The sequence below is a fragment of the Streptomyces sp. NPDC046727 genome (genome assembly GCF_040645635.1).
Taxonomy (GTDB): domain Bacteria; phylum Actinomycetota; class Actinomycetes; order Streptomycetales; family Streptomycetaceae; genus Streptomyces.
The window spans coordinates 313016-328956 of sequence record NZ_JBEYYR010000004.1 but is presented as its reverse complement, the minus strand read 5'-3'; the positions used below and the strand labels follow the sequence as shown (position 1 = coordinate 328956).

Annotated in this window: 14 protein-coding genes and 2 pseudogenes; 8 read left to right on the top strand and 8 right to left on the bottom strand. The window is 70.7% G+C overall.

The genetic code is table 11. The features are described from left to right. Window positions 1–58 precede the first annotated feature (58 nt). Entirely contained in the window at window positions 59–256 is a 198-nt protein-coding gene (locus tag ABZ937_RS07440) for a hypothetical protein (RefSeq protein ID WP_361686901.1), read from the bottom strand. A gap of 434 nt (window positions 257–690) precedes the next feature. Between ABZ937_RS07440 and ABZ937_RS07435 the strand changes: the two genes are divergently transcribed. Continuing rightward, window positions 691–870: a hypothetical protein gene (locus ABZ937_RS07435; protein WP_361686898.1), complete on the top strand. Its 180-nt coding sequence runs from the start codon at window positions 691–693 to the stop codon at window positions 868–870. A gap of 94 nt (window positions 871–964) precedes the next feature. Then, window positions 965–2575: a multicopper oxidase family protein gene (locus tag ABZ937_RS07430; protein ID WP_361686895.1), complete on the top strand. Its 1611-nt coding sequence runs from the start codon at window positions 965–967 to the stop codon at window positions 2573–2575. Here the strand turns inward: ABZ937_RS07430 and ABZ937_RS07425 are convergent. From ABZ937_RS07425 to ABZ937_RS07405, 5 genes and pseudogenes are all read right to left on the bottom strand, one after another. Next, a complete protein-coding gene (locus tag ABZ937_RS07425) occupies window positions 2563–3828 on the bottom strand; it encodes an aromatic acid exporter family protein (RefSeq protein WP_361686892.1) in 1266 nt (421 codons plus the stop codon). The two genes, ABZ937_RS07430 and ABZ937_RS07425, sit on opposite strands and share 13 nt — an antisense overlap. A gap of 254 nt (window positions 3829–4082) precedes the next feature. Next, the gene (locus tag ABZ937_RS07420) at window positions 4083–4499 is read right to left on the bottom strand and encodes an SsgA family sporulation/cell division regulator (RefSeq protein ID WP_361686888.1); all 417 of its coding nucleotides are present in this window, start codon (window positions 4497–4499) and stop codon (window positions 4083–4085) included. An 84-nt stretch (window positions 4500–4583) separates the two neighbouring features. Continuing rightward, window positions 4584–5006 (bottom strand): hypothetical protein, encoded by a 423-nt coding sequence (locus ABZ937_RS07415; protein ID WP_361686885.1) that lies wholly within the window; start codon window positions 5004–5006, stop codon window positions 4584–4586. 259 nt (window positions 5007–5265) lie between these two features. Continuing rightward, window positions 5266–5364: pseudogene (locus tag ABZ937_RS07410) on the bottom strand (ABC transporter permease subunit); the annotation flags it as partial. Between the two features lie 220 nt (window positions 5365–5584). Continuing rightward, window positions 5585–6025, bottom strand: a pseudogene (locus tag ABZ937_RS07405) (transposase family protein); the annotation flags it as partial. 967 nt (window positions 6026–6992) lie between these two features. Here ABZ937_RS07405 and ABZ937_RS07400 point away from each other — a divergent pair. The 3 genes from ABZ937_RS07400 to ABZ937_RS07390 all read left to right on the top strand — a co-directional run bounded on the left by ABZ937_RS07400 (window position 6993) and on the right by ABZ937_RS07390 (window position 8963). After that, entirely contained in the window at window positions 6993–7610 is a 618-nt protein-coding gene (locus ABZ937_RS07400) for a hypothetical protein (protein ID WP_361686882.1), read from the top strand. Window positions 7611–8161: 551 nt separating this feature from the next. After that, window positions 8162–8581: an aspartate 1-decarboxylase gene (panD, locus tag ABZ937_RS07395; protein WP_361686879.1), complete on the top strand. Its 420-nt coding sequence runs from the start codon at window positions 8162–8164 to the stop codon at window positions 8579–8581. A 37-nt stretch (window positions 8582–8618) separates the two neighbouring features. Next, window positions 8619–8963, top strand: a complete 345-nt coding sequence (locus tag ABZ937_RS07390) for a GNAT family N-acetyltransferase (protein WP_361686876.1) — start codon at window positions 8619–8621, stop codon at window positions 8961–8963. A 483-nt stretch (window positions 8964–9446) separates the two neighbouring features. Here ABZ937_RS07390 and gndA read toward each other — a convergent pair whose 3' ends face one another. Continuing rightward, complete coding sequence (gene gndA / locus ABZ937_RS07385) at window positions 9447–10886, bottom strand: NADP-dependent phosphogluconate dehydrogenase (protein WP_361686873.1); 1440 nt, start codon at window positions 10884–10886, stop codon at window positions 9447–9449. 271 nt (window positions 10887–11157) lie between these two features. On the opposite strand from gndA, the gene ABZ937_RS07380 reads away from it, so the two are divergent. Continuing rightward, window positions 11158–12342: a transglycosylase family protein gene (locus tag ABZ937_RS07380; RefSeq protein WP_361686870.1), complete on the top strand. Its 1185-nt coding sequence runs from the start codon at window positions 11158–11160 to the stop codon at window positions 12340–12342. Here the strand turns inward: ABZ937_RS07380 and ABZ937_RS07375 are convergent. After that, window positions 12332–13720, bottom strand: coding sequence for a DMT family transporter (locus ABZ937_RS07375; protein ID WP_361686867.1), 1389 nt, complete (start codon window positions 13718–13720; stop codon window positions 12332–12334). The two genes, ABZ937_RS07380 and ABZ937_RS07375, sit on opposite strands and share 11 nt — an antisense overlap. Window positions 13721–13948: 228 nt before the next feature. Between ABZ937_RS07375 and ABZ937_RS07370 the strand changes: the two genes are divergently transcribed. Together ABZ937_RS07370 and glgA are read left to right on the top strand one after the other, a co-directional pair. Further along, window positions 13949–14719: a (2Fe-2S)-binding protein gene (locus ABZ937_RS07370; RefSeq protein WP_361686864.1), complete on the top strand. Its 771-nt coding sequence runs from the start codon at window positions 13949–13951 to the stop codon at window positions 14717–14719. A gap of 40 nt (window positions 14720–14759) precedes the next feature. After that, complete coding sequence (glgA, locus tag ABZ937_RS07365; protein WP_361686861.1) at window positions 14760–15911, top strand: glycogen synthase; 1152 nt, start codon at window positions 14760–14762, stop codon at window positions 15909–15911. Window positions 15912–15941 lie beyond the last annotated feature (30 nt).

The window sequence follows — 15941 nt, the reverse complement described above, 5'->3', positions numbered from 1 at the left end:
GTCCCGCCCCTGCCGAGCGTCGTCGGAGCGGCAGCTGAAAGAAGCCATCTGAGCGGGCTCAACAGGCGCGACGCAGCACGGCCCAGCTGCCCCAGCCGGCGCGGACCTCGATGGCCCGCCACTGCCCTGGCAGAGCGGCGGCGACATCATCGGCGGGCAGGTAAAACGGCCCGTCCTCACCGAGCTGGTTGATCCACAGCAGCACACCGTCCGGGGCTTGTCGTTCATGGTGGGCGACCAGGATCGCCTCGCGCACGATGCACACCATGGGCGGCGGGATGCGGGGCCACTGATGACCATGGCGCCGCGGCCGGGCGTCGGTTACCCCGCCGGGGTATATATTGAGGCGGTCGTTCCACCGGAACTCAGAGGGAAGCGATGACAGCACGGGCAGTCTGGGCCCCGCGGACCCGCGCCTCGCGCGGCGCCGTCCGCTGGGCGGGTGCTGCCGTCATCGCTCTGCTCGCTGTCCTCGCCGTGCTGATTCACCACGAGACGGCAGTAGCGGCGACCAGCTCAACACCTTCTTATGCCACCCACGTGATGCCACCCGGCATGGTGATGCCGGACAGCCGTTCCGCACCTGAGCCGATGCCCGGGCACGCACACGGAAGTGGCCCCGAGCAGACTGCGGAGCCGATCGTCACCGCACCTCCGATGAGCGGTGCTCACGGGCAAGCCTGCTCCGGTATGGCTATGCAGCACTGTGCGACCGCGAGCTTCGAGGTCGTGAAGCTCGTGCCACCGGCGCAGTCCCGGGAATCCTCCGGTCTCGCCTCGTACGGAGCGGTCACCGCAGCACCCGAGATCGCCGGGGCGGCGGACCGGGCGCCACCGGACCTGTCTGTCCTCTCCCAGCTGCGCATTTAGGCCGTGCCCAACGGCTCCGGCATGCCTTTGTCATGTCGAGGAGCCGTCCCCGCACGCCAACTCACGCATGCGCACACTGAGATCGAGGACACCCATGAACAGCATCAACCGTCGCTCCGTCCTGCTCGCCGGGCTCGGCGTAGCGGGCGCCGGCGCGCTCGCCGCCTGCAGCAGCGGCTCCAGCACGACACCCGCCCTGGTCAACCCGTCCGGCTCGGCGGTCGCCGCGGCCGAGAAGAAGCGGAAGGGTACCGGCAGGACGCAGCAGGTGACCCTGACCGCCGCGCCTGCCGTGCTCGACCTCGGCGGGGGAGTCATGGCCAGGAGCTGGGCGTTCAGCGGCCAGGCCCCGGGCAAGGAGATCCGCCTGTCCGCCGGCGACACCCTGGCCGCCGAACTCTCCAATCAGCTGCCGGACAAGACCTCGACGTCCATCCACTGGCACGGCATCGCCATGCGCAACGACATGGACGGCGTTCCCCCGGCCACCCAGCAGGCCGTACGGGCGGGCACCGACTTCACCTACCGCTTCGTCGCCGACGCGCCCGGCACGTACTTCTTCCACCCCCACGTCGGTGTCCAGCTCGACCGGGCCCTGTACGCGCCGCTGATCGTCGAGGATCCCAAGGAGCCGCTGTCGTACGACGACGAGTGGGTCGTCGTCCTGGACGACTGGGCCGACGGCGTCACCGGCACCCCCGACGAGGTCCTCGCCGAGCTGCGGCACGGCATGGGCGACATGGACATGGGCGGCCACTCCGGTTCCAGCGGCCATGAGGGCCACGACATGGGTGACATGGGCGGGATGGACATGGGGGAGGACTCCTCCTCACCGTCGGCCTCGGCCTCGTCCGGCGGGATGTCGATGCGGTTCATGCTGATGGGCGCCGAGAGCGAACTGCTCGGAGGCGACGCCGGCGACGTGAAGTACCCCTACCACCTCGTCAACGGCCGTGTTCCGGCCGAGCCCGACGTGTACGAGGGCAAGCCCGGCAAGCGCGTCCGGCTTCGCATCATCAATGCGGGCGGTGACACGGCGTACCGGGTGGCGCTCGCCGGCCATGAGCTGACCATCACCCACACCGACGGGTTCCCCGTCGAGCACCAGCGGGTCGACGCCCTGCTGATCGGCATGGGGGAGCGGTACGACGTTCTGGTCACCCTGGGCGATGGCGTCTTCCCGCTCGTGGCCCTGGCGGAGGGCAAGAACGCCACCGGCATGGCCTTGGTGCGCACCGGATCCGGCAGCGCGCCGCTGCCGACCGTCCGCCCGAAGGAGCTGAACGGCAGGATCCTGACGGCGTCCGGACTTCGCGCCGCTGCCGACGTCCGCCTGTCGCCCAAGAAGGTGGACCGCGTGCACCGTGTCGAGCTGACCGGCGGCATGGACAAGTACAACTGGGCCATCAACGGCAAGCCCTTCGACATGGCCGATCCCGCCGCGAACCCGCTCGCGATCGAGGAAGGCCAGCGGGTCCGGCTGGACTTCCTCAACAGCACGGAGATGTGGCACCCGATGCACCTGCACGGCCACACCTACCAGCTCGGGAGCAGTGGCCCGCGCAAGGACACCTCCATCGTGCTGCCGAAGAAGAAGTTGTCCGTCATCTTCGATGCAGACAACCCCGGCCAGTGGATGCTGCACTGCCACAACGCGTACCACGGAGAGGTCGGCATGATGGCACTGGTCGCCTACCAGAGCTGATCGCTCCCGTTGTATCCGGTACCGGGGCCGGCTTCGTCCGTCGGCCTCGGCACCCGGGTGACCGGGTGGCCACTCTCGCTTCCCCTCAACTCGCGGGCTCGCGCTCGTGGACTCTGGTCGAGGTCGGCCAACAGCCTTTCCGCGTCGGTCATGAGTGAGCCGTAGACGTGCCAGGCGCCCGGCTTGGTGAGGGTGCCCAGGGTGATCATGTCGGTCATGGTGTCGTGCCAGGCCAGCGTGCCGTCGATCGCTCCGCGCAGGCGCTCACGCGGGGATGCGTCCGGTGAGTCGGTCGCCGGGCCCGATTCGGCGAAGGCCTGCACGGCAGCTCCCGCCAGCTGGAGGGTTTCGGCGTATCGGTCGAGGAACTGGTGCCCCAGGTGGTGATCGGCGTGGTTGTCGTGCGCGTTGTCGGCGAGGGTCCGTGCGATTCCGCGTACCTGGATCGACACGCCGCGCAAGGCCCTGAACGTGTCGTTGGAGGTCGTCTCCTTGCGCCACCTGTGTGCGACGCAGCGTGTGTTCCACCGCAGGCTCTCGTCGGCCCGCTGCACCTCTTCCTCTGCACGAACGAGCAGTTCGTCCAGGCTGCGCGCCCGGTGCAGCCAGTTGTGGGCCTTCGGGGTGAGCTGTCGCCGGGAGAGGCCGGTACCCATGTCGTGCAGGAGTGTTCCCAAGGAGCGGCCGAGGTCGCGTACGGCGGAGTCGGACTCGTTCAGGTAGAGCGGCGGCAGGACGAGGGCGTTGACCGCGATACCCACGGCCGCGCCGGTGATCGTCTGGAGCGCGGGGGACACGAGACTGCCCATGGGATCAGTTGCGTTGGCGGCCAGTGCGATGACGGCGGTGGAGGCGATCTGGAGACGGTCGTCAGCGGTGCGGCGGGGGCCCGCCAGGACCGCGATGACCGCGATGACCGCGACGGCGCCCGCGGTCGGTCCCAGCAGCCGAGCCGCCGCGAGGGCGAGGACCAACCCGGCGACCCTGGCCACTACACTTTGTGCCGCCTTGGTCACGGACTGGTAGACCGTGGAGGCGTTGACCATGAGCAGAGCCGTGGCGACCGCCACGTAGGGACGGCCGTCGGGGGACCAGGGGGCCGCGATGCCCCAGGCGAGCAATGCCGAGATGAGGGTCTTGACGCCGTGCACCACATGGTCGGCCCGCTTGGCGCGGAACAGGCCGGCGAGGCGACGTAGCGGCCCCGCCGTCGTCACCGGAGTGCGCCCCAGCGGAATGGTTGAATTTTGCACGACATCGATGATGGCATCGTTTGTCCGTTTTGACCTGGTGATGTCGGCCACGGCCACCCTGCTGTCCTCCTCGGCCTGGTCGTCGGCAAGAGCACCCACCGGGCACGGGCTCGCCACCTTCTGTGACGGGGCCGCCGTATTCCCGGCATCCGAAGCCTCTCGATTTGCCGTCGCCGCTTCAGCGCTGTTCGCGATGCTCAGCGACGGCACCCGCGGTAGCAGTGAAGACGGTGCACCTAGGATCCCGAAATGGTTCAGGATGCTCCGTCCAGCAATTGGGCGAGGTGGGTATCGAGGTCCAGTGCCTCGGTTTCCCTGGCGGCGGGCACGAGCTGGTACGTGCGGTGCAGCCACCGCTCGACCGCTGGGAGTGAGGCCGTGAGGTGGGCGGACCCGTGAGGGGAGGACAGGAGGAGGTGCAGGAGCCCCTCGGGGCCGGATCCGGCGGGCCAGACTTGCACGTCGCCGTCTCCGCTGAGGGCCTGAGTCCCTGCGGCGAGAAGGTCGCGTGCGAAGATCCAGGGGACCAGGCCCTGGAGGCCGTCCTGGAAGAGGAACTGCACGGCGAGCGGGTCCTGTGACCTGTAGAGCAGGCGGGTCGGGACGAGGATCCGTTCACCCAGCGGGGATGCGAGCTCCATGTCGAGCATGTGGTGTACGCAACTGGTCATGGTTCGGAGGGTGTTGGGGCCGGGGACGCCGGGTCCGGACGGTGGAACGGTGCCCGGACTCGGCGCCCGCCATGGTCCGTGCGGTCAGCGGAAGATGCTGTGGTCGAAGTCGTGGGCGTTGCCGATCACGACGACCCATGTGCCGCGCTCCCACTGGTAGAAGCGGTGGTTGTCGAAGCGGTAACGGTGCCCGTGGTCGTCGCTGTACCAGTACCGGCCCTGCCGCTCCCAGCGGCGGTGGCCATCCCATCGCCGGTCGCCACGGTGGTCGTCCCGGTTGCTCCGGCGGTGGCTTCCGTCTCGGCCACCCCAGTTGTCGCGGTGGTCGTTTCGGTCGCCTCGGTGATCGCCGTACGCGGCGCCCGGGGTGTGGGAGGCGGCCGTGGCGTGGCCAACCGCAGGGTTCGGAGCTGCTGAGGCGGCGCCGCCCGCTGTCAGCAGGGTGCCGGCTATGGCCGCGAGAGCGACGGCCGCGGTGGCGGCGCGACGTCCGAAGGTGTGATTCATGATCTTTCTCCTGTTCGGTGCCGGAGCCCTGTGGGTGAGGGCTCTGGCGGCGGCCCCGAGGTGGTGGGGCAGGAGTGACGCTACTCCCGAATAAGTTGAACATTGAACATTGCTGGTTGTGACATATTTCACCACCTATAGGGTTCTTTCGGGCGAAGATCGGCTGAAGGCCGGCTGGTGCTGGGCGGGCCCGGGCGTCGTGGCGAAGGCGGTGTCGCCGTCGCCTGCGGCCTCCTTGCTTCCGCATCGCCCGCGCTCAGAGCAGCGGCAACGTCACGTGCCGAAAACGCTGCCAGGCGCTCGCCCCATCGACCCGCGCGCCCTCGTGGACGGTGTCGGGAATGGCCTGGAGCCCGGCCGACCCGGCCCGTCGATGCCGAATCACCCCAGAACGGCATTCAGGCATCGGAGTTGGGGACACCCAACTGCGAGACGACCGCCGCGCCGACACCTGGGTGCCGACGTTCGAGATCTGGCAGCCGATGTTGCGGAAGCCGGGGTCGTCGTCGGCCGACACCTCTTCGGCGGTATCCGTCAGCGCCACTCCACTTCCTTCTGCCAGTCGAGAAAGTCGGCGCCTTCTTCTTGCCCGACACGAATGCCCGCCTGCCGCCCCGGCCGGCGGCCGGCCGTCGGACCTGCACCTCGGTGGCGTCCAGCCTCAGCTCGGCACCCTCGGCCCGGGCGTAGGCGAACACGTACTCCAGAGTTCGAAGCCGCATGCCAGGCCTGTCGGGAACAGCAAAGCCCCGTTCCGCCAGCAGCCGGCGCGTCTCACCGACGGCCGGGGTGACGGTCGAGCGATCGACGCCGAACAGTACTGTCGGCACAGCGTGCGGCAGATCGTGTCGCAGATGAATCAGCGTGGCCCACAGCCGGTCCACGAACACCAGCCGACAGCGGGCACCGGCACCCTGCGCACGTCTCCTCACGCCGCCTCGTTGCCGGAAACGCCGCCCCTCCACCGCGGCTGCCCACGGCCGGGCCAACTCCTCCACCAACAAGGCAAGATGAGCCATCGCGACGCCCGTGCACAGCGGATGCGCCAACACCGCCGATCGACCGGGCTAGGGCAAGGGTGCCGCATCAGAAGACAGGGTCAGCGCATTACGTCGGGGGGAGAGGCGCCTACGTCCACGCTGCCCTAGGCCAATGTGCCCACGAATCACTACTGGAGTATCGGGGTGTTGAGCTCGAAACTTCAGGACCGCAGGCCACAAAGGCATGACCCAGTCCCTGGTTTCCCCGGGTCCTAGCAGGTAGTAGCTTCCCGTCATCTCGAAACCAAGAGGGGACGTACCTATTCCCCATATGGCGTTTCGCTTGAAGTACGCGCTGGGCCAGGTCACTGTCACGGGCGCTCTGCCGACGTTGGCCACCTTGATGATGAGGACCTCGTGTGGGTACTCCGTTCTGTCGGCTTCTGGGGTGTACGACGTGTAGGCGCGATCGATGTGTGCAGGCGAACTCGTGAGATTGTACCCCGGCCCCGATTGAAACGATCCCGACCCGCTTCGGCCTACCCATAGTTCACACCGTACGCGCCCCGCAGTAAGGAAATGGCTAGCCACTTGCCATCCCAGTGAGATCGCAGACAACAGCAACCCCAGTACCGCCATGCTGAGTGTGCCATCCATGCGCGCAGATTAATGGGCGTGAGGAATGTCGGACAGGGAGCGTGATCAGGGCGGCATCACGAGATCGCTGACAGAACCATTTTTCGGGGCTCTGTCCGCAGTTGCGTGAAGGTCATCGCGAGGTTGGCGAACTGTGGCTCATGCATGTGACGCAGCCCGCGTGTAGCCGCGCTCCAGGAACAGGCGGCTCAGGGTGTGAGTCGCCTGTGGGTGGGGGAGTCTGGGTTGGCAACTTCAGGGTGGGGCCATCTGAGGCCCGGTGGGGAGACGGCTTTGAGGTTGCGCGGATCCGGGAGACGGGGGTGGTCCGCGGCGCTGGGTAGAACTTGCCAGGCTTGGTGAAGTACCGATGCAGGTCGTCGCTTGGCCGCTGGCCCTGGTGTATGCGGTCAGCGGCGTGGTGCTGATCGTCGTGCTGCGAGGGGACCTCATCGGCGCCTGGGGAGCACTTGTGCTGATCGTGCTTGCTGCATTCGGACTTGCTCCCGGAGCGGCCACCGTCATCGGTGTCGGCCATGTGTCTCGCGTCCGGGCCGACACCGCCCGTGCCTCGCCCGGTCTCCAACTCGGGACCTTGATCGCGGTGGGTCGGCTACTGCAGTCACTGCTGACCGCCATGGGCGGGATCATCGCCCTGCTGGTGACTGCTGAGGCCACCAGCCAGCGAATGACCAAGCAGACGAGCACCGAGCCGACTTTGGTCTTCGGGGCCAGCAGTTCCGCCCTCGTCGCGCTCGTGTACGCACCAGTGGCAGCGATACTTCGTCAGCGCGGCCGCGAACTGGTGGATCTGTGCCATCCGTTGGGGACACTTGACCCTGGCGAACTGGCCGATGCTCTGGACAAGCGTTCTCGGTTGGAGGCAGCCTTGGGCGTCGACCGCACGGCCTTCAGCGACATTCAGACCAACCTGGTTGTCGTCGGCCCGCTGCTGGCAGGTGCAGCGTCCGTCTTCCTGTCTCGGTAGTGCTGCGGCAAGCCGCGGCTTTTTATGAGGATGCGCGTCCGGAGAAGCTCGAACGAGGCGCGGCCAGGTCCTGGCGGAGGAAGCCGGCGAAGCCCTTGGTCACGAGAATCGCCGGTTTGGCTAACCGGCGATTCGCTGCTACGTTGCCGCGCTCGCTCGACACTCGGGATCGTTGATGAACCTTGGGGGCCTCCACCTGCGGGGCGGTGTAGAGGCGCTCGGGCCAGCCGACCCACGGCGGTGCGTGGTCCGGCTCCCGGTCGAGCGTCGCCGCCTCTGACTGCCCTCCAGGCCGCCCGAGTGACGGTCGTCACGGATGTCCTTGAGGGTGTGCTGCGTAGGCTTGAGTCGTCGTCGCCGCGGGGGACGGGAGGGTGGGCGAAACCCTCCTCCAGTCGCCTGACATTGCGTCAGACAAGTCGGCAAGTGGTCGGCATGAGTCCTGGAAAACCCAGGGAAAGCTGCCCGGACATACGACTCGTTGTAGGGTATGGAAACAGCCCTTGACCTGCAAAAACGCAGGCAGGGAGCCTATCTGTGGGAGTGCCCCGATGTTGCGTACCATGTTCAAGTCCAAGATCCACCGAGCCACCGTCACCCAGGCGGACCTGCACTACGTGGGATCCGTGACCATCGACGCCGACCTCCTCGACGCCGCCGACCTGCTGCCCGGGGAGCTGGTGCACATCGTCGACGTCACCAACGGTGCCCGGCTGGAGACGTACGTCATCGAGGGTGAGCGCGGGTCCGGGGTCATCGGGATCAACGGGGCCGCGGCCCATCTCGTCCACCCCGGGGACCTGGTGATCATCATCAGCTACGCTCAGGTCACCGACGCCGAGGCGCGGGAGCTGAAGCCGCGGGTCGTGCACGTCGACGCCGGCAACCGGATCGTGTCCCTCGGTGCCGACCCGTCCGAGCCGGTGCCCGGTACGGATCAGCAGCGCAGCCCGCAGGCCGTGGGGGCCTGACCGGCGGACCAGGACCAGACCAGGAGCGTGCGTGCCCATGAGCGAGACCGAGATCCGCGACGACCGGGCGGCGGGCCGTCTGGAGGCCGTCGGCGACGGTGAAGTCGTCGGCCACATCGAGTACTTCGTCCTGGAGTCGCCCGCGCGCGCCCTGGTCCCCGTCCACACGATCGTCGAGCCCGCCCACGAGGGGAAGGGCATCGCCGGATCGCTCGCCCGCGAGCTGTACGCCCTCGCCGAGCGCGAGGGCGTCCCGGTGGCCCCGCTGTGCCCGTACGTCGTCAAGTGGGCCGAACGCCACCCCGAGACGGCTCCGCCGGCCGACCCGGCCCTGCTGCGGGCCGCGAAGGACTGGCTGAAGGCTCACCCCGGCCGGTTCTGACCGGCCGGTCGTGACGGCGGAGTGCCGTCGACCGGTGCCGCCCTCGGGTGAGTGGCCGAGCCGCCGCAGGGTAGTCGGGGAATAGTCCAGAGGCGATCTCCCGCGTCTGCCCGGAGGACCCCATGACGAGCCCACCACCCCCCGGCCCCGAACCCGCGCCGCCCCCGACGCCCACCCCGCCGGAGCCGTTCCCCACCCCGGTCCCGCCCCCGGAGCCGGGGCCGGCCCCCCAGCCGCCCCAGCCCCCGCCGAACCCGGCACCGCCCCCGACGCCGACGCCGAGCCCCCCGGAACCCTCACCGTCCCCGATCCCGCCGGGCCCGGAACCGCCGCCGAACCCCGAGCCAGGTCCACCCCTGACCTGAGGGCAGGGCGTGCGCCGCCCGCCCTCAGGAGCGCGGGGAACCGCGCGACAGACCACAGCCCGCCCGCGCCCGCGCATCGATCTCACCACCCCGATGAGCGGGCGATCAGGTGCCAGGGCTACGCGGACACCTCGCTGCGGTCCCCGCCCCACAGCGTGTGGAACGCCCCCTCCCGGTCCACCCGCCGATACGTGTGCGCCCCGAAGAAGTCCCGCTGCCCCTGCGTCAGAGCCGCCGGCAGGCGAGACGCCCGCAGCGCGTCGTAGTACGCCAGCGCTGCCGCGAAGCCCGGCGTCGGCACCCCCTGCCGGGTCGCCGCGATCAGCACCTCGCGCCAGTCGTCCTGAGCGTCGGCGATCTCCCGCGCGAACGTCTCGTCCGACAGCAGGCTCGGCAGGTCGGGACGGGCGTCGTACGCGGCGCGGATGCGGTCCAGGAAGGCCGCCCGGATGATGCAGCCGCCGCGCCAGATCGCGGAGACGGCACCGAGGTCGATCTTCCAGTCGTACTCCTCGCTGCCCGCCGCGATCTCGTGGAAGCCCTGCGTGTACGACACGATCTTGGACGCGTACAGCGCCTGCTCCACCCGGTCCGCGAAGGCCGCCGCCTCCGCCTCGCCCAGCGGGGCCGGCTTCGGGCCTGCCAGGTCCCGGGAGGCGGCCCGCAGCGCCGCGTGGCCGGACAGGGACCGGGCGAAGACCGCCTCGGCGATGCCGGACACCGGCACGCCCAGGTCCAGCGCGATCTGCACCGTCCAGCGGCCGGTGCCCTTCTGCTCGGCCTGGTCCACCACCACGTCCACGAACGGCTTGCCGGTGGCCGCGTCCACGTGGGACAGCACCTCGGCGGTGATCTCGATCAGGTACGAGTCCAGCCGACCGGTGTTCCAGGTGCGGAAGATGTCCGCGATCTGCGCGGGGGAGTACCCGGCGACATCGCGCAGCAGCTGGTACGCCTCGCCGATCAGCTGCATGTCGGCGTACTCGATGCCGTTGTGCACCATCTTCACGAAGTGCCCGGCGCCGTCGGGGCCCACGTGCGTCACACACGGCGCGCCGTCCGCCGCCTTCGCCGAGATCTTCTCCAGCATCGGGCCCAGCGAGTCGTACGACTCCTTCGGGCCGCCCGGCATGATGCTCGGCCCGTGCAGCGCGCCCTCCTCACCGCCGGACACGCCCATGCCGACGAAGTGGATGCCCTGCTCGCGCAGCGCCTTCTCCCGGCGCCGGGTGTCCGCGAAGTGCGCGTTGCCACCGTCGATGATCATGTCGCCGGGCTCCAGCAGCGGCGCGAACTCCTCGATCACCGCGTCCGTCGGCTGACCGGCCTTGACCATGATGACCAGGCGGCGCGGGCGTTCCAGGGCCGCCACGAACTCCTCGGCGGTCTCGGCCGGGACGAAGTCCCCCTCGCTGCCGAACTCCTCCACCAGCGCCTTCGTGCGCGACACCGTGCGGTTGTGCACGGCGACCGTGTAGCCGTTGCGCGCGAAGTTCCGGGCGAGATTGCGGCCCATGACCGCGAGGCCCGTGACACCGATCTGCGCTGAAGTGCTCATACCGCCTGCTCCCTGGTTGCCTCGTGACTACGGCTCCGTCAGTACGGGTCCTCGCCCATCCTGACGTGCCGCTACGGCGAGCGCACATCCGACCCGCCACGCATGTGTACGCAGGGGGGCCGCCTTCCGCCTCAGTCACCAGCAGGCCGGATCGAACAGGGGCCGATTCCCGGCCAATTGACCGGCCAGGGAGGCCGATTTTCCGTCTTGTCATGGCCAGTTCGTGGCGCTTACTTTTGCCGCTCCTGACGCATGCCGAGGGGATTCGGACATGGCCGTACGCGGCCGGCACCGCCGGTACCAGCCGAACAGGATCAACCGCGCCTCACTCACCGTCACGGCGAGCGGCGCCGGCCTCGCGATCCCGCTGGTCGCCGCCGGCACCGCGAGCGCCGCCGACGCGGCCACCTGGAGCAAGGTCGCCGCCTGCGAGTCCAGCGGCGACTGGAACATCAACACCGGCAACGGCTACTACGGCGGGTTGCAGTTCACCCAGTCCACCTGGGAGGCGTACGGCGGCACCCGCTACGCGCCGCGCGCCGACCTGGCCGGCCGGGACGAGCAGATCGCCGTGGCCGAGAAGGTCCTGGACGGGCAGGGGCCGGGCGCCTGGCCGGTGTGCTCGGTGCGGGCCGGGCTGACCCGGGGAGGCGGCGGCGCCGACGTGCGCACCGACTCGGCGGCCACGCGTCCCGCGCAGAGCGGCACCACGAAGTCCGGTACGCCGAGGTCCGGCACCTCGAAGTCCGCCTCCGTCAAGGACGTGCAGCCGCAGACCACCCCCCAGTCCCGCGCGGGCCGGGCGGAGATGTACACGGTGGTGCACGGCGACACCCTCTCCGGCATTGCCGGCGACCAGCACGTGGCGGGCGGCTGGCGCACGCTGTACGCGGGCAACCGCACGACGATCGGTGCCGATCCCGACCTGATCCTGCCGGGCCAGCGGCTCAGCCTGAGCGGCACCCACACCAGGACCGCGCCGCCCAAGGCCCCGAAGAAGAAGGCACCTTCGGAGCACCCCACCACGCACCACACCCCGGCCCCGACCCGGCACGCGCTCGTGGCCCCGGTGACCGCCTCCGTCGGCACCGGCTACCACGTGGCGGGCTCCCACTGGTCGAAGGGCTACCACACCGGCGTCGACTTCCTCGTGCCGACCGGCACCTCCGTGAAGGCGGCGGCGGCCGGGCACGTGGTGGCCGCGGGCTGGGGCGGCTCGTACGGCTACCAGGTGGTGCTCCGGCACGCCGACGGCCGCTACACCCAGTACGCCCACCTGTCCGCCATCTCCGTGCGGGTCGGCCAGAACGTCACCACGGGCCAGCGCATAGGCCGCTCCGGATCCACCGGAAACGTCACGGGCCCGCATCTGCACTTCGAGGTGCGGACGGGACCCGGCTTCGGTACGGACATCGACCCGCTCGCCTACCTGCGGGCCGGCGGCGTCAGGATCTGACGCGCGGCCGCCCCAGGTCAAGCACCGGCAGCGGCACCGGGACGGTCACGGGCAGCGAGGTGTACGACGCGGGAAGCGCGTCGCCGCCCGGCGGTTCGGCGCCTGCGCTGTCGTCGTCCGCCCCGGCGCCGCTCCCGGTGACCGTGGCCCGGTCCGTGCGCGGCTCCACGGGGCCGCGCTGCTGCGGCATGTCGATCCGCGCCTTCGCGCCGGCACGCACCGTCCCGGCGACGGCCGGCCCACCGTGCACGCCGGCCGCCTCGGCCGACGGCAGAACGACCGACGGCAGAACGACCGAAGACAGGACGACCGACGACGGAACGGGCGGCCACGCCCCGGTCGGTGGCAGGCCGGCCGGTGACGGAGCGGCCGGCGGCGCCTCCCCGGACGACCGGACGACCGGGGACGGAACAGCCGGCAGCGCTCTGGCCGACGGGACGAAAGGCGACGGCACGGCGGCCGGCCGCGGAACGACCGGGGAGGGAACCGCCGGCGACGTCTCGTCCGAGGCGGCGGCCGGGGCCGGCTCCGCGGCGTCAGGCGTCGCCGTGCCCGTCAGCCGTTCCGTCGTCAGCATGATCAGACCGCCCGCCGCCACCACCCCGCACCCCAGGGCGAGCACGGTGCCGGTGGTGCCGTAGCGGAACGTCTCGCCGAACATCAGGATGCCCACCGCGGCGGCCAGCACCGGATTGACCACGGTCAGCGTGGCCAGCGGGGCGGCGAGGCCGCCGCCCCGGTAGGAGGCCTGGGACAGCAGGACGCCGGCGGCCGCGAACAGGCCGATCACCGCGAGCGAGGGCAGGTCGCCCAGGCCGATCCCGTGGGTCCAGTCCACGGCGACGGACTTGGTGAACACCGACGACATGCCGAACGCGATGCCGGAGGCGGTGGCGAGCAGCACGCTGCGCACCGCGGGATGCCGGTGCACGGCCAGGCCCGCGCACATCAGCGCCACCACCGCCCCGCCGGTGACCAGCGCGACCGCCAGCCGCTGGGCCGGGTCGAGGGAGTGCGCGGAGGAGGAGCCGACCAGGGACAGCAGGACGGCGAGACCCACCGTGGCCATGAGGGCGCCGCGCCAGGCGGTGGCGCCGGCCCGGCGGCCGACGCACAGCGCCGCCATGGGCAGCGCGAAGACGATGGTCAGCGCGCCGAGCGGCTGGACCAGGCTGAGCGGCCCGTAGGCCAGCGCGACGACGTGCAGCACTCCGCCGAGACCGTTGAGTGCCAGCGCACCCCACCAGCCCGGCCGCCGCAGCGGGAGGTACGCGCTGTCGGGGGAGGACACCGCCACCTGCTCCTGAACGATCGCTCCGCCCGCGTAGGCGAGGGCGGAGACGACCGACAGGAGCACGGACAACGCCAGGGCGCTCATCGGTGTCTCCTCTGCGTGCGGCGGACGTTCCGGGCCCGGCGCTGCGTACGGTCGGCTTCCATGGCCAACACTCTGCCCGGCCGCCGTCTTCCCGTCGTCGTACCTGAGCACGCCTTGCGGCCTACTGCCGATGGAGTACGCCGGCCGAGTGATCATCCCCTGGAGGGGCGACGCAGCGCGGGCACCCGCCCGATCGCCCCCGCGACCCGCCTGATACCAGTACCTGTCGTGGACCTCGACCCCGATCTCGCCGCGCTGCGCCCGCTCGGCGGCTTCTTCGTCCTGCGCACTCCGGACCCCGAGCGAGCCGCCGGCGCCGACGATCCGCGCCGGCTGCCGACCCTCGCGGACGGCTACGCGGGGGTGACATCGGATGTCCACCGGAATCCGGTCACCTTGCGTGTCACCACCGTGGGGGACCGGCTTCGGACGCCCGAGCCGCGGGTCGCCGCCTCCATCGCCCAGCAGGGGCTGGCAGCCCGGCTGTGGTCGGCCGCCCTGGGCTGTGCGGTCCTGTACGGCCGGCTGCCCGACCTCGATCCGCGCCTGCTGCGCTGGGACGCCCTCGCCGCCGCCCCCGACGACCTGTGGCTCACCGAGCTGCGCCCGCTGCCCGGGGACGCGGCCACGCTCGCCGACACCGTGCTGCACGGCCATCTGGAGCCCCTGACGGCGACCCTGCGGGCCCGCTACGGCGTCGCGGCGGGGCTGCTATGGGGCAACGCGGGCTCCGCGCTCGCCGCGACCGCCCGGGAACTGAGCCGCTGGGCCCGCGCCCACGGCCGTACCGACGTGGCGGCCCGCACCCGCACCCTCACGGACGAGCTGTTCGCCCACCCCCTGCTGAACGCCACCGGCATCCGCACCGGCACGGCCTTCCGGCGTCGCAGCTGCTGCCTGTACTACCGGGTGCCCGGTGGCGGGCTCTGCGGCGACTGCTGCTTCACGCGACCGCCGCGCTCTGCCCCGCGCTCTTCCCCGCGCGCCGCATCTGGGTGACCATGAAGGGAACCTGCCGCCGGGACAAGGGGGTTGTCGGGTGCGAGTGGGACTGCTGACCCGGGAGTACCCCCCGGACGTCTACGGCGGCGCCGGCGTGCACGTGGAGTTCCTCGCCCGCGAGTTGACCGCCCTGGTGGACCTGGAGGTGCACTGCTGGGGCGAGGGCCGCGGGGTCGGCGTCGTACGCCACCGCCCCTGGTCCGCGCTCGACGGCTCCAACGACGCGCTGCGCACCTTCTCCGTGGACCTCGCCGTCGCCGCCGCCCTCGAAGGCCGTGAACTCGTCCACTCCCACACCTGGTACGCCAATCTCGCCGGCCACTTCGCCAAGCTGCTGTACGGCGTCCCGCACGTGGTGACCGCCCACTCGCTGGAGCCGCTGCGCCCCTGGAAGGCCGAGCAGCTCGGCGGCGGGTACGCCCTGTCGGGCTGGGCCGAGCGCACCGCGGTCGAGGCGGCCGACGCGGTGATCGCCGTCTCCGGAGCCATGCGCGAGGACGTCCTCGCCTGCTACCCGGCGCTCGACCCGGCCCGCGTCCACGTCGTGCACAACGGCATCGACACCCGGCTCTACCGGCCCGACCACGGCACCGACGCGCTCACCCGGCACGGCATCGACCCCGCCCGCCCGTACGTCCTGTTCGTCGGCCGGATCACCCGGCAGAAGGGCGTGCCCCATCTGCTGCGCGCGGTACGCGACATCGACCCCGGTGCCCAGGTCGTGCTGTGCGCGGGCGCTCCCGACACCCCGGAGACCGACCGGGAGTTCCAGGAGCTGTTCGAGGAGCTGCGCCGGGTGCGGGCGGGTGTGTTCTGGATCCCGCGGATGCTGCCGCGCCCCGAAGTGATCCAACTCCTCACGCGCGCCGCGGTGTTCGTCTGCCCGTCGGTGTACGAGCCGCTCGGCATCGTCAACCTGGAGGCGATGGCCTGCGGCACCCCGGTCGTCGCGTCGAGGGTGGGCGGCATTCCCGAGGTCGTGGACGAGGGCCGTACCGGTCTGCTGGTCGACGTGGACGACGACTTCGAGTCCGGGCTCGCCCGGGCGCTGGACACCGTCCTCGGCGATCCGGCGGCGGCCCGGCGGATGGGGGAGGCCGGACGGGTGCGCGCGGTGGAGGAGTTCGGCTGGGACGCGGTGGCCCGCCGTACGGCGGGGCTGTACGAGGAGATCCTCAAGCAGGCTTAGCCGGGCCTGCTCGGGGCAGCCATGGTTCAA

Bases quoted from the DNA above. Each gene is read 5' to 3' on its own strand.
- ABZ937_RS07435 (WP_361686898.1), top strand. From the start codon at position 691: ATGGCTATGCAGCACTGTGCGACCGCGAGCTTCGAGGTCGTGAAGCTC.
- ABZ937_RS07430 (WP_361686895.1), top strand. From the start codon at position 965: ATGAACAGCATCAACCGTCGCTCCGTCCTGCTCGCCGGGCTCGGCGTA.
- ABZ937_RS07420 (WP_361686888.1), bottom strand. From the start codon at position 4,499: ATGACCAGTTGCGTACACCACATGCTCGACATGGAGCTCGCATCCCCG.
- ABZ937_RS07415 (WP_361686885.1), bottom strand. From the start codon at position 5,006: ATGAATCACACCTTCGGACGTCGCGCCGCCACCGCGGCCGTCGCTCTC.
- ABZ937_RS07400 (WP_361686882.1), top strand. From the start codon at position 6,993: ATGCAGGTCGTCGCTTGGCCGCTGGCCCTGGTGTATGCGGTCAGCGGC.
- panD (WP_361686879.1), top strand. From the start codon at position 8,162: ATGTTGCGTACCATGTTCAAGTCCAAGATCCACCGAGCCACCGTCACC.
- ABZ937_RS07390 (WP_361686876.1), top strand. From the start codon at position 8,619: ATGAGCGAGACCGAGATCCGCGACGACCGGGCGGCGGGCCGTCTGGAG.
- gndA (WP_361686873.1), bottom strand. From the start codon at position 10,886: ATGAGCACTTCAGCGCAGATCGGTGTCACGGGCCTCGCGGTCATGGGC.
- ABZ937_RS07380 (WP_361686870.1), top strand. From the start codon at position 11,158: ATGGCCGTACGCGGCCGGCACCGCCGGTACCAGCCGAACAGGATCAAC.
- ABZ937_RS07375 (WP_361686867.1), bottom strand. From the start codon at position 13,720: ATGAGCGCCCTGGCGTTGTCCGTGCTCCTGTCGGTCGTCTCCGCCCTC.